Genomic DNA, 12,647 nt, shown 5'->3' with positions numbered 1-12,647 from the left:
ACAGCGGCCCGGATGGCCCTATAATCGCTGTGTTTTTGCCCGAACAAACCTCCCACAAGGAACGCCTGTGAACCAAACGTTGGTCCAGAAACTGACCCGTACCAAGCCGGTCGATAGTAAAAGCAGTGAACACGCTACAAGCAGCAACACCTTGCATCGCTCGGTCGGCCTGTTCCCCCTGACCATGATCGGGGTCGGCGCCACCATCGGCACCGGCATTTTCTTCACCATGGTCGAAGCCGTGCCCAAGGCCGGCCCGTCGGTGATCCTGTCCTTCCTGATCGCCGCCGTCACCGCCGGCCTGACCGCGCTGTGCTACGCCGAGCTGTCGTTCCGCATTCCCGCCTCCGGCTCCTCGTATTCGTTCGCCTACGCTACCGTCGGCGAGTTCCTGGCCTTCGTCATGGCGGCCTGTCTGTTGCTGGAATATGGTCTGGCTGCCAGCGCCGTGGCGATCGGCTGGTCGGACTATCTGAACAACTTCCTCAACAACGCCTTCGGCTGGCACATCCCCGAGATGTTGCGTTCACCCAGCATCGTCGCCACCGCCACCCATGGCATCGAATTCCGTAGCGGCCACATCAACCTGCCGCCGATCATCCTGGTGGTGCTGTGCTGCCTGCTGCTGATTCGCGGCGCCAAGGAATCGGCCACCACCAACGCCATCATGGTGCTGATCAAGCTGGCGATTCTGATCTTTTTCGTGGTGGTGGCGTTCACCGGGTTTGACATCAACAACTTCCATCCGTTCTTCAGCCCGGACGGCGTCCACTTCACCGGCGCGGCCGGCGTGACGGCCGCCGCCGCCACCGTGTTCTTCTCCTTCATCGGGCTGGATACCGTTGCCACCGCCGGCGAGGAAGTGAGAAATCCGAAACGCAACGTACCGGTCGGCATCCTTGCCGCGCTGGTCATCGTCACCATCTTCTATATGCTGGTGGCGGTGGCTGCGATGGGCGCGCAGCCGGCCAGGATGTTCGCCGGCCAGGAAGCCGGCCTGGCGGTGATTCTGCAAAACGTCACCGGCCACACCTGGCCGGCGCTGGTGCTGGCGGCGGGCGCCGTGGTGTCGGTGTTCAGCGTGACGCTGGTGACCATCTATGGCCAGACCCGCATTCTGTACGCCATCTCCAAGGACGGGCTGATTTCGCCGGTGTTCCAGAAAGTCAGCCCGCGCACCGGCGCGCCAACCCGCAACACGCTGATCGTCTGCATCGTGGTGGGCCTGGTGGCCGGCTTTGTCGACGCCACCTTCCTGTGGGACATGGTCAGCATGGGCACGCTGACGGCGTTCAGCGTGGTGTCGCTGGCGGTGCCGGTGATGCGCCGCAAGACCGGTCCGACGGCGGAAAAAGGCTTCCGCGTCCCCGGCGGCCCTTATCTGGTGCCGGGCCTGAGCATCGCGGCCTGCCTGTACCTGATGTTTGGCCTGTCGCTGACGACCTACACCGTGTTCGCTATCTGGATGAGTGCGGCGGTGCTGACCTACCTGCTGTACGGCATGCGCCATTCGCGCCTGAACTGAGCGGTTCAGCCACTAAAAAAGCCCCGGCCGCTTGCGCGTGCCGGGGCTTTTTGCCATGTATGCTCAGTCGTCAGGCGTGGCTTACGCTTTCGACGCCGGCTTGCTGCCGAGGTAGAGGCGCAGCGCCAGAGCCGATACCGCGATTGCGGCAGGCAGATTTTCGATGATGGTCAGCATGGTGGTTCTCCGTCAATTCAGTGAGTCAGATTAGCCGCGCGATGCGAGGAAGCGCAGTTCGGCGGACAGGCTGGGGGAATGACGCTCGCAGTCATTGGCCAGGCTGTTCAGCTCGTAGACAGCTTCTTCTTTGTTGCGCTGCGACATATTCGGCTTTACGGCGAACACGGCGGCGATCAGCTGACGTACTGCGCCGACAACATTAACGAAGTAGCCATTGTTATTAATGGTGGTGTAGGTGGTTGCGCTCATCATGAACTCCTTAAATATCCGTTTGTTGCGTTGCAGTATGCTCCGCTTTCAGAGATAAATAAACTTTTGATTTGTGATGAGCGCGATAAATTAAGCGTATAACTGGAGGCGTGGTCGCCCGCCTATTTCGGGTCCAGCCAGCGGCCGCCGAACATGGTGCACACCAGCGCGGCGACGATCAGCGCGATGCCGCTCCACTGCCAGCCGTTGATGGTGTCGCCCAGGATCAGCATGCCGGAGCTGATGCCGGCCACCGGCACGCCGAGGCTGAATGGGGCGACGCGGTTGACCGGGTGGCGTTTGAGCAGGCGAGTCCACATGGCGTAGCCTAGGATGTTGGCCATCCAGCCCAGATAGGCGACCGCGATCCACGTGGCGAACGGGGCGCCGGTCCATTGCCAGCGTGTGGCCGGGTCGTCGAATGCCAGCGACAGCAGTATGAACGGGACGATGGGCACCAGGCTGCACCAGACCATGAAGCTGACGACGTCAAAGCCGGGCGAGGCTGTCTGCGCGCCGCGCACCACGATGTTGGAGGTGGCCCACAGGGCGGCGCCGGTCAGGCAGAGCGCGAAGCCGGCGGGCGTGATGTCGCTGACGTGGCCTGTTTCGAAAAAGTTCATGGCGAAGCAACCGAGGCCCAATGCGGCCAGCGCCAGGCCGGCGAGCAGCGCGCGGCTGGCGCGTTCGTGCAGCAGCATGAAGCCGAAGATGGCGGTGAAGAAGACCTGCGTTTGCAGGATCACCGAGGCCAGCGAGGCGGACATGCCCACCTTCAGCGACAGGAACAGGAAGCCGAACTGGCCGACACCCTGGCTCAGGCCGTAAGCGATCACCCACTTCGCCGGCAGCTTGGGCGGCTTGATGAAGAGGATCAGCGGCAGCACCGCGAAGAGGTAGCGCGCGGCACCCAGCTGGAACGGCGTCAGGTTGCGCAGGCCGACTTTCATCGCGACGAAGTTGGTGCCCCAGATGACGATGACCAGCAGGGCGGACAGCAGGTCGCGGTTGCTGAAGCGGGAGGTGGTGGCCGAGGTTGTCATGCCACCGATACTAGCAGGCTTCGCGATGGCGGGGGAATCAGGCCAGGTTGCGCAGGATGGCTGCGCGGTGGACGCTGATTTTGACGGCGTCGGCTTGCAGCAGGCGGATACGGCGCTGCACCAGCGGCCAGCCAGACCACGGCACCTGCGTCGCCGGTGCCGCCGGCGCCACCTTTGCCATCTGTGCCTGTGCCGCCGCCGCGCCGTCTGGCGCCAGTGCGCGTTCGAGGATCGCCACCACCTGGTCGTGGCTCTCGGCCAGCATGGCGTTGACGGCTTCCACCGGCAGCTCGGTGGTGTGCCGGCGCAGAATCGCGCGCAAGGCCGCCACGTGCGCCACCAGCAGGTAGTTCTGCACGATGAACAGATTGATGTCCTCCACCGCGCGCTGTTTGCTGGAAGGTTCGTCCAGCATGCGCACCAGCGCGGAGCTGAGCGCCGCCAGCGAATCCATCAGCCGTTTGCGTTCGATGCGATAGGCGAAATCGTCCTTGCCTTTGCCCTGCAGCAGATCGAAGCTGGCCTGCATGTAGCGCAGGTTCACATTCAGCACCTCGCCGACGAGGCGCGGCAGGGATTGATATTCCCAGTTCGCCAGCACAAAGCTGAACGCCGTCGCCACCGCTGCGCCGATGAAGGTGTCCACCAGCCGTTCCATGATCAGGTCATGATTGCCCGGCGCGATCAGGTGCATCTGCAGCAGGATCATGACCGACACGGCGATCGCGGCGTAACGGTAGCGCAGGTAGATGAAGGTCGGCGTCGCCACCGTCGCCAGCACCAGTATGCCCAGTATCACCGCCGGATAATTCAGAAACTTGATGATCAGCGCGGTGATGATGCAGCCGATGATGGTGCCGATAATGCGGTCCGAGCGCCGCTGCTTGGTCATGCTGAAGGACGGCTTCAGGATGATCACAATCGTCAGCACGATCCAGTAATTGTGCGCCGCATACGGCAGATACGCCGCCACCGCCAGCCCGACCGAGATCGCCATCGCCACCCGCAGCGAAAAGCGGAAGATCGGCGAATCCATGCGCAGATGCGACAGGATCATGCGGAATTCGTACTTTTGCTGCGACAGGAACGGTCCCATGTCGGCGTCCGCCCAGAAGGGCGTGGTGTCGTAGGCCTTCTGGCTGGCCTGATGCAGCTCGCCGATCATTCGGATGATGGCGCGGATCTTGTTGCGCTGCGCGCGCAGCACCGCCAGCGCCTCGTGTCGCGGCTTGCCCGCGTCGATGTGCCGCTGGAGCGCCGCCAGCTCGGCCTCGATCGCCTCCAGCTCCGGCGCGTAGCTGATCTCGGGATACGACGACTTCTTGCGCGTGACGTCATACGCCACCGATTCGATATCGCGCGCCGCCTTGTAGGCCAGATCGTGCAGCGTCTGCATCACCGGCGAATCGGCCAGGTGGGTGCGCAGCAGCGCGTAATCGGTATGCGTCGACAGAATCAGCTCATACAAATCCAGCATGCAGACGTGCACCTGCACCACCACCGCGTCCTTGGCGTTGTTGTGCGAGCGCAGGATCAGATCACGCGAAGCCTGCTGACGGTCGGCCAGCAGGCTCTGATGGCGGATCAGCTTATTGAATTGCTCGTTGAGGTTAAAGCGTGTGTCGTAGAAATCGGCCTTGATGTCGATATACGCCGCCAGCTCGAACAGCGCCTCCGCCAGCACCTGCTGCTTGATGCGGTGACGCAGCACCCACGATACGCCCATCGCATAGGCGAGATACGCCACCGCGCCCAGCGTGAACAGGCCAGTGTGGATAAACGACTGGCGCACCGACATGGTGTGCTCCATCGACATCGTCATGATGAACAGCGTGGCCAGTTGCAGCGGCATCGACTTGCGGCCGTAGACCACCATCATGCAGGCGGCAAAGCTGATCAACACCAGCATCGCCATCAGCAGCCAGTGATACGGCGCGCAAAGGCTGATCAGCAGCGTCACGGCGCTGCACAGCAGCACCGACGCGCTCATCTCGTTGAACTTGTGACGCAGGGGGCTGGGCATGTCCATCAGCGCGGTGCACAGCGCGCCGATGCAGACCGTCATGGCGACGGCCATGTCGGCAAATTGAAGGGTAATCAGCGTAACGCCGACCAGTCCGGCGGCGAAGCGCAAGCCAAGATAAAAATAATGGCTATAGAAGAAGGTGCGCAGATTGAGTGCGTAATGCATGGCTATGGCCTTGTGGGCAGCTAGCATGCGCATCCCAGGATCGCCAGGATGCGCATGGTGTGTAACGCGGGTTGAGTTTTTTAGAAGACCGACAGCACCGGATAGCGGCGCCATTCAGGTTCTTCGTGACGCTTGCCGTTGGCGAAGATGAAGCCCAGCACCGCGTCCTGGCTCGATAGCAGCGATGGATTGTTGGCCTTCCATGCTTCGAACTTCGCTTTCAGTTCCGGCTCGGTGTTCAGCATTTCCAGCGCCAGGTCTTCGAACACGTAATCGGAGTAGGCTTCCTTCTTCTCCAACACGCTGTTGAAGAAGCCCCAGCGGAAGAAGGAGTCGTGGCCTTGCGGTTCCAGCGTCTCGACGGCGTAGCGGGCGTTGGCCTGCTTCAGCGGCACGAACCAGTCGCCGGGCCGCACGGTGAACAGCGCGGTGCGCGCTTCCAGCTGCACGTCGTCGTGGTACATATGGCCTTCGTAGGCGTTGGGACGCGAGGTCACGGAAACGATGTGGTAGTACTGCGCTTCCACTTCCTGTGCGTCTTCGAAGCGCGCCATCTCCACGCCGTTCCATTGCAGGCGCTCGATCGCTTCGCGCCAGGCTTGCGGAATGATGTAGCCCTTTGGCGCGCGCACCACGGCCGATGGCACGAAGCTGTTGTAGTAGGCGATGTCCTTTTCCCACGGCTTGCTGTGGTCGTAGGACAGGCGCAGGTAGTCGCCCAGCAGGCTGGGACTGCGTTGCGCCTCGTAGCCCTTGAAGCGGAACGTCGATGGATTGGTCTCGTCCATTCTCCAGCTGACGGTCCATTCGCTGGCGTTGGCGGCTTGCTCTTTCGCTTCCGCGCGCAGTTGTTTGATTTGTTCGCCGTATTGGACGGTGAAGGCCATGGTCACGTCCAGCAGGGCGCGCATCGACTCGTAGCGGTCCTTGAAGGGCTTGAGCATGTGCGTCTCCGGCATGAAGCCGATCACGTGGTGCAGGGCGGCGAAGCCGGTCGAGAAGCGCGGGACTTCGAGGAATTCGGCGATGCCGTCGTCCGGCGTGTCCTTGACGGGATTGACGTAGGGGCAGGTCGGCCAGCCTTTGGCCTCCATCTCTTTGTAGATATGCGGCAGCATGGTCTCGCGCAGGAAGGGGCCGAGGCCGTAGCCCAGCTTGTCCGCCTGGGTATGAATCAGCGTCATGGTATACGGATAGTCGGCGCCGTTGGAGGTGTGGGTGTCCACCATCACGTCCGGGTCCCAGCTGGTCAGCAGTTGATTGAACAGCTGGGCGTTATACGTATCGCACTTGACGAAGTCGCGGTTCAGGTCGAGATGGCGGCTATTGCCGCGGAAGCCGAACTGCTCCGGGCCGTCCTGGTTGACGCGCGAGGTATCGGCGCGGTTGAGCGCGCCGTCGACGTTGTACAGCGGGACGAACAGCAACACGGTCTCGCCCAGCGCGGCCAGCCTGGCCGGATCGACACACAGGTCGCGCACGATGGCCATGCAGGCATCCACGCCTTCGGGTTCGCCGGGGTGGATGCCGTTGTTGTTGAAGAAGACGGTGCGGCCCGCCGCCTTGATCAGGCTGCGGTCGTGCACGCCGTCGGCGCTGACCACGCCGGCGTGCACCGGAATACCGCCGTCGGACAGACCGATCTGCTCAAACCGCAGCACATGCGGGAAGCGTTGCGCCAGTTCGGTGTAGAAGGCGATGCACTCGCTCCAGGTGGTGGTTTGATTTTGATTGCCTTTTTCGTAAGGCGTCAGCATGTCGTGCATGGTCGTCTGGATTTCCGCGGGAATGGAGGGAAGGGCGGAATTGTATCATCGTGCCCGTTTTTTGAGCGGCCGCAGCGCCGGCTTTGCGTTGCTTCAAGGCAAACACGACGGACGGATGCTCTACTGGTCACTCAATGACCAACGACGACGGGAGGCTGCGATGCGATGGTGCCTGATGGTGTTGCTGCTGGCGCTGGTTTGCCGCTGGGGCGTGGCGCAGGTGGGGCCGCGTTATGTGATCGAGTTGCCGGGGACGGCGGCGCCGGCGGCGTCACAGGGGCGGGTGCAGTTGGCCGGCAAAGGCCTGGTGCTGATCCGTTTTCAGGGGCTGAGCGTGCTGGTGGTGGCGGCCGATGCCGAGTCCTACTGCCAGGAGGCGGTGCCGGACTGGCCGGCGGCGGACCTGCTGGTGATCTTGCCGGCCAGCGCCGGCCGCTACGACGGTCTGGCGCCGCTGCGTGTGCTGCGCGACGGCGCGCCGGTGATTGTGGCGGAGGGCGCGGTCGATGGCGGCGGCGGCGCGCTGGGGCCGCGTCTGTATCCGATGCAGCCGTGGAACACGCTGGACCTGCGCAAGCACGGCACCCGGTTGCGGGTGACCGCGTTGCCGGGCCGGCCTGGCATGGCGGCGCTGGCCGGCTATCTGCTGGACCTGGGCAATCGCCGCGCTTCCTACCGGGTGTATGCAGGCGGCGCGGAGGACGAACTGGCGCAGTTGGCGCAGCGCTTGCCGGGCGCCGATCTGGCGCTGCTGCCGGCGCAGGGCGGCACGCGTGTGCTGGCGCTGAATCGCGGCACGCCGGACTCAGGTGAGCCGGCCACGTTGACGGCGGCCGGCTATGCCTTCAAGGCGTTGAAGCGCTGATTATTTCTTGGTGGTCAGCTCGACCCAGGCGGCGTAGGCGTCGATGAATTTCTTCAGGAACTGCCGGGTGCTGTCGTTGTTGATCTTGCCGTGCTCGTCCAGCAGTTTGGCGGCGCCGCCGAGGTAGGCTTCCGGCTGCTGCAGCACCGGCATGTCGAGGAACACCAGCGACTGGCGCAGATGGTGGTTGGCGCCGAACGCGCCAGTGGCGCCCGGCGTCACGCTGATGATGCCGGCCGGCTTGCCGCCCCACACGCTGCCGCCGTACGGGCGCGAGCCCACGTCCAGCGCATTCTTCAGCGCGGCCGGCGTCGAGCGGTTGTATTCGGGGGTAAAGAACAGCACACCTTCGAATTCCTTGAGGCGGTCGCGGAACTGGGTCCACGCCTGTGGTGGCGTGACGCCATTGCCTTCCAGGTCTTCGTTGTAGATGGCCAGTTCGCCGATCTCGACGATTTCCAGGCGCAGCGATTCCGGCGCCAGCGCCATGACCTCGTGGGCGAATTTGCGGTTCAGCGACGCCTTGCGCAGGCTGCCGATCACAACGGCGATTTTCTTGGCGGGCATGACATCTCCTTTCGGTGGTGTGAGTTGAAACCATCATAACCGATCCAAACAAAAAGCCACGCCGCGTTTCCACGGCGTGGCTTTGGGCATCAGGCGCGCGGGGCGCTGCTGATTATTCGGCGCCCATTTCCTTCAGCAGGTTGTCGGCGTGGTCGACGTGTTTCATATTCCACAGGATGTAGCGCAGGTCGACCTGGATGTCGCGCGTCATCTTCTTGTTGAAGTCCCAGTCGGAGATGATCGAATCGAGCGTGCCGTCGAACGCCAGGCCGATCCATTCGCCCTTGCTGTTCAGCGCGGCCGAGCCGGAGTTGCCGCCGGTGATGTCCAGCGTGGCCAGATAGTTGACCGGCACGGTTTTCAGCACCGGATCGGCGTACTTGCCGTACTCCTTGGCCTTGATCGCTGTCAGCTGCGCGGCCGGGGCGTTGAACTCGCCCTTGCCGGTGGCTTTGGCGACCACGCCCTGCACGGTGGTGAAGGCCTTCCAGGTGGTGCCGTCGGCGCCCGGATCGCGGCCGGCGATCTTGCCGAAGGTCACACGCAGCGTGCTGTTGGCGTCCGGATAGACGGCCTGGCCTTTGCTGTGCATGTAGGCGATCTTGGCCTTCATGTAATTGGCGTAGGCTTGTTGCAGCTTGCCGCCCAGTTCCTCTTCCTCGGCTTCGGACTTCAGGTCCGGCTCGTACAGCGCGACGGCGGCCTGGATGAAGCTGTCGTCGCTGGCCTTGAAGTCGGCCGGCTTGCGTTCCAGCCAGGCGTTGCGCTCATTGGCGTCGCCCAGTTTGCTGCCGGCGTACAGCTTGTCCAGCGCCGCCTGCAGATCGGCCTTGCTCATGCCATCCTTGACGCCGGCCACCGTGTCGAACGCGGCGTTGCGCTGCGACGCCGGTTGCGCGGCGTATTTGACCAGGCTGTTCATGACCAGCGCCTTGTCGACCTTCTCGTCGTAGTTGCGCACCAGCGCATCGACCGAGGCCTTGATGCGCGGCACGTCACGCACCTGATAGCCCGACTTGCGCTCGGCGTCCGGCTTGGTGTTCTCGTTGGCCAGGCGGTACAGCACGCGCGCGGTGTTCAGCAGGCGCGGCTTGGACGAACCGAGGTAGTAGTCGCGCTTGATTTCGGCGTCGCGCTGGGCGATCAGTTTCTCCACCGCGTCGATGTCGGCGGCGTACTCGGCCTTGCGTTTGGCGTCGGCGTTGATCCACTGCTTCAACGCCTCGTGCTCGGCGGTCTTACGCTGCAGCATGTCGCTGCCGGCATAGGAGTCCAGCATGCCCTGGCGGTTCTTGTAGTAATTGTTGATGCTGGCCACTTGCGACGCGTACTTCAGCGCGGTGTCCTTGTTGTCCTTGGTGGTGTCGGCGATGATGGCCAGGCTTTCGGCCGACTGCTGCACATACGCCGGATAGTTCCAGTCGAAGGTGAACGCCACTTCCGACGGCAGACGGTGGCGATTGGTGCGGCCCGGATAGCCCAGCACCATGATGAAGTCGCCTTCCTTGACGCCTTCCTTGGCCAGCTTCAGGAAGTGCTGCGGCACGTAAGGCACGTTGTCCTTACTGAAGTCGGCGGCCTTGCCGTCCTTGCTGACGTAGGCGCGGTAGAAGCCGTAGTCGCCGGTGTGGCGCGGCCACATCCAGTTGTCGGTGTCGCCGCCGAACTTGCCCACGCCTTCCGGCGGCGCGTGCACCAGGCGCACGTCGCGGATTTCCAGTTGCTTGATCAGGTAGAACTCCAGGCCGCCGTAGTAGGACGACACGGTGCAGCGGTGGCCGGCGTCTTTTTCGCACGCGGCCTGGATGGCTTTCTGATTCTTCTCGATGGCGTCGCTGCGCGCCTTGCCGCTCAGTTTGGCGACCGCCGGCGTGATCACCTGTTGCGACACCTCGGTCACGGCCTTGGTGACCCAGATGCGGGTGCCCGGCGCGGCCGGCAGTTCCTCGGCCAGGTTATGGGCCAGGAAGCCGTTGGCCAGCAGATTGCGTTCCGGCGTCGAGTTATGGGCGACGCTGCCGTAGACGCAATGGTGGTTGGTGGCGACCAGGCCTTGCGGCGACACGAAGGACGCCGAGCAGCCGCCGAGGCTGACGATGGCGCCCATCGGGAACTCGGTCAGCTTGGTCAGGGCGGCCGGGTCCAGCTTGAGGCCGGCGGCTTTGAGTTGCTTGGCTACTTGTGGCAGCTGCTGTGGCATCCACATGCCCTCATCGGCATGGGCGGCGGTGCTCAGGATGGCGAGCGCGAGAAGAGATTTTTTCATGGTTTTCCAGATAAAAAGATGTGGCGCACAGCAGTATCCGCAGACCTTCCGCGCACGTCAACCAGAATTTGGTGGAAAAACCCGGTGTCAGGTCTGACAAAAGCACACGGGCTCAACTGCGAAGCAGTTGAGCCCGTGTGCTTTTGTCAGACCTGACACCGGGTTTTAGTCGGCTTTGATGGCCTCGATCTGGATCGCGAGTTTGACTTCCGGCGAGAAGTTCGGCAGGCCGTAGTTCAGGCCGAAGTCGCTGCGCTTGAACTCGGCCGTGGCGTCGGCGCCGCAGACTTCTTTCTTGTAGCGCGGGTGCATGATGCACTTGAACTTGTCCACCTTCAGCGAGACCGGCTTGGTCACGCCCAGCAGCGTCAGCTCGCCGTCCACGCCGACCAGCTTGTCGCCGTCGAACTTGAACGATTTGCTGGTGTAGGTGATGGTCGGGAACTTGGCGACGTTGAACATCGATTCATCCCTGGCGTGCTTGTTCATCGCCTCCAGCCCGAAGTCGATCGAGTCGGCTTCGATCTTGACCTCCAGCGCGCCGGTCTTGGCCGCGCGATCCAGGGTCACCGTGCCGCTGGTTTTGTTGAACTTGCCACGCCATACCGACAGGCCCATGTGGTCGGCCTCGAAGCTCGGGTAGGTGTGCGTCGGGTCAAGGTTGTAGGTCGCGGCCATGGCGGACGTGGCCGAGGCGGCCAGCAGCGTGGCGATCAGGATCTGTGCTTTCATCTTCCGGTGTCTCCTTTGGTGGTCGGTGGTTTTATTGTGCTACGACGTGGAACTTGATGGTGACGTCATCGGCCACCATGCTGGTGTCTTTCCATTCGCCTTCGCCGATGTTGTAGGCCAGGCGCTTGATCGGCAGCACGCCGTCAAACACTTGCGCCTTGCCGTCGGCCTTGACGGTCAGCGGGAAGCTGACGTCGGTGGTCTTGCCCTTGATGGTCAGCTTGCCGGTCACGTTGAGCTTGCCGGCGCCGGCCGGCTTGATCGACGACGAGACGAAGGTGGCTTTCGGGAATTGCGCCGCGTTGAACCATTCTTTCTTGGCCACTTCCTTGTTGTAGTCGGCGTCGCCCAAGTCCATGCTGCCGGTCTCGACTTCCACGGTGGCCTTGGCGGCGTCCGGCTTGGCGGCGTCGTAGTCGATGTTGGCGGTGAACTTCTTGAATTTGGCGTCGATCGGCACGTTCATCTGCTTGAAGGTGGCGGTGACGGTGCTCTTGGCCGGATCGGTTTTCAGCACGGCGGCGCCGGCGGCGAAGGCGACACCCATCAGGGTGACGAGGGCGATTTTGTTCAGGGTTTTCATGATTCAGGCTCCAGTGGGGGGATTACAGCGGCAACATGCGCTTCAGCGTCACGTCGCGGTCGATAAAGTGGTGCTTCAGGGCGGCCAGGGCGTGCGCGACGACCGATGCCGCCATCGTCATGGTCAAAACATAATGGACCGTTTTTAAAGCTGCCTTAAGTTCAGGATCGGGCGCGAACGGCGCCGGCATCTGCCACAGGCCCAGGTACACCACCGGCACGCCCGCCGCATACGAGTACAGGTAGCCGGACAAGGGCACGGCGAAGATCAGCAGGTACAGCAGGACGTGCATGCCTTCGGCGATCTTGTGCTGCCAGTCGGGGATCGAGACCAGCTTCGGCGGCGGCCGGTGGGTGACGCGCCACAGCACGCGCAGCACGGCCAGCAACAGCACCGTCACGCCCATCCATTTGTGCCAGGAGAAGTATTTCAGCTTGGTCGGCGAAAAGCCGGGAATCGCGACCATCGACAGGCCGAGGAAGAAGGTGGCGATGATGAGCAAGGCGACTAGCCAGTGCAGCAACATGGCGGTTTTGGTATAGCGTGGCATAAAACGGCTCCGGAGAAAATAGTACTTATTAGGACTAAATATACCAAAAAATGGTTATCTTCGCTGGCGGGGCCGAAAAAAAGCCCCGGGAGCGCTGGGCGCTGCCGGGACTAGTGTAAAGCAGATTGCC

The 12,647-nt window shown here is 62.8% G+C and carries 11 protein-coding genes; 2 read left to right on the top strand and 9 right to left on the bottom strand.

Going from position 1 to position 12,647, the window contains the following annotated elements:
* Positions 1-67: 67 nt before the first annotated feature.
* A complete protein-coding gene (locus GTP44_RS11540) occupies positions 68-1,525 on the top strand; it encodes an APC family permease (RefSeq protein ID WP_160989042.1) in 1,458 nt (485 codons plus the stop codon).
* A 207-nt stretch (positions 1,526-1,732) separates the two neighbouring features.
* Here the strand turns inward: GTP44_RS11540 and GTP44_RS11535 are convergent, their stop codons facing one another.
* From GTP44_RS11535 to GTP44_RS11520, 4 genes are all read right to left on the bottom strand, one after another.
* On the bottom strand, positions 1,733-1,957 hold the full coding sequence (locus tag GTP44_RS11535; RefSeq protein WP_160989043.1) for a hypothetical protein: 225 nt from the start codon (positions 1,955-1,957) through the stop codon (positions 1,733-1,735).
* Positions 1,958-2,076: 119 nt separating this feature from the next.
* The gene (locus tag GTP44_RS11530) at positions 2,077-2,997 is read right to left on the bottom strand and encodes an EamA family transporter (RefSeq protein WP_161019540.1); all 921 of its coding nucleotides are present in this window, start codon (positions 2,995-2,997) and stop codon (positions 2,077-2,079) included.
* Positions 2,998-3,034: 37 nt separating this feature from the next.
* On the bottom strand, positions 3,035-5,188 hold the full coding sequence (locus GTP44_RS11525; protein WP_161019539.1) for an FUSC family protein: 2,154 nt from the start codon (positions 5,186-5,188) through the stop codon (positions 3,035-3,037).
* A gap of 80 nt (positions 5,189-5,268) precedes the next feature.
* Positions 5,269-6,954, bottom strand: coding sequence for a M14 family zinc carboxypeptidase (locus tag GTP44_RS11520; RefSeq protein WP_161019538.1), 1,686 nt, complete (start codon positions 6,952-6,954; stop codon positions 5,269-5,271).
* Positions 6,955-7,114: 160 nt separating this feature from the next.
* Between GTP44_RS11520 and GTP44_RS11515 the strand changes: the two genes are divergently transcribed.
* The gene (locus GTP44_RS11515; protein WP_161019537.1) at positions 7,115-7,819 is read left to right on the top strand and encodes a hypothetical protein; all 705 of its coding nucleotides are present in this window, start codon (positions 7,115-7,117) and stop codon (positions 7,817-7,819) included.
* Here the strand turns inward: GTP44_RS11515 and GTP44_RS11510 are convergent, their stop codons facing one another.
* The 5 genes from GTP44_RS11510 to GTP44_RS11490 all read right to left on the bottom strand — a co-directional run bounded on the left by GTP44_RS11510 (position 7,820) and on the right by GTP44_RS11490 (position 12,517).
* Positions 7,820-8,386, bottom strand: coding sequence for an NADPH-dependent FMN reductase (locus GTP44_RS11510; RefSeq protein WP_161019536.1), 567 nt, complete (start codon positions 8,384-8,386; stop codon positions 7,820-7,822).
* Between the two features lie 112 nt (positions 8,387-8,498).
* Complete coding sequence (locus GTP44_RS11505) at positions 8,499-10,652, bottom strand: S46 family peptidase (RefSeq protein WP_161019535.1); 2,154 nt, start codon at positions 10,650-10,652, stop codon at positions 8,499-8,501.
* 165 nt (positions 10,653-10,817) lie between these two features.
* Complete coding sequence (locus tag GTP44_RS11500) at positions 10,818-11,384, bottom strand: YceI family protein (RefSeq protein ID WP_160989050.1); 567 nt, start codon at positions 11,382-11,384, stop codon at positions 10,818-10,820.
* A gap of 31 nt (positions 11,385-11,415) precedes the next feature.
* The gene (locus GTP44_RS11495) at positions 11,416-11,967 is read right to left on the bottom strand and encodes a YceI family protein (RefSeq protein WP_161019534.1); all 552 of its coding nucleotides are present in this window, start codon (positions 11,965-11,967) and stop codon (positions 11,416-11,418) included.
* A gap of 22 nt (positions 11,968-11,989) precedes the next feature.
* Positions 11,990-12,517 carry a cytochrome b gene (locus GTP44_RS11490; protein WP_161019533.1) on the bottom strand — a complete coding sequence of 176 codons (528 nt, stop codon included), beginning with the start codon at positions 12,515-12,517 and terminating at the stop codon, positions 11,990-11,992.
* Positions 12,518-12,647: the final 130 nt, after the last annotated feature.

This window comes from Duganella lactea (assembly GCF_009857505.1).
GTDB classification, from domain to species: domain Bacteria; phylum Pseudomonadota; class Gammaproteobacteria; order Burkholderiales; family Burkholderiaceae_D; genus Rugamonas; species Rugamonas lactea.
The sequence above is the reverse complement of the archived record's forward strand: the minus strand, read 5'-3'. Positions and strand labels throughout refer to the sequence as shown.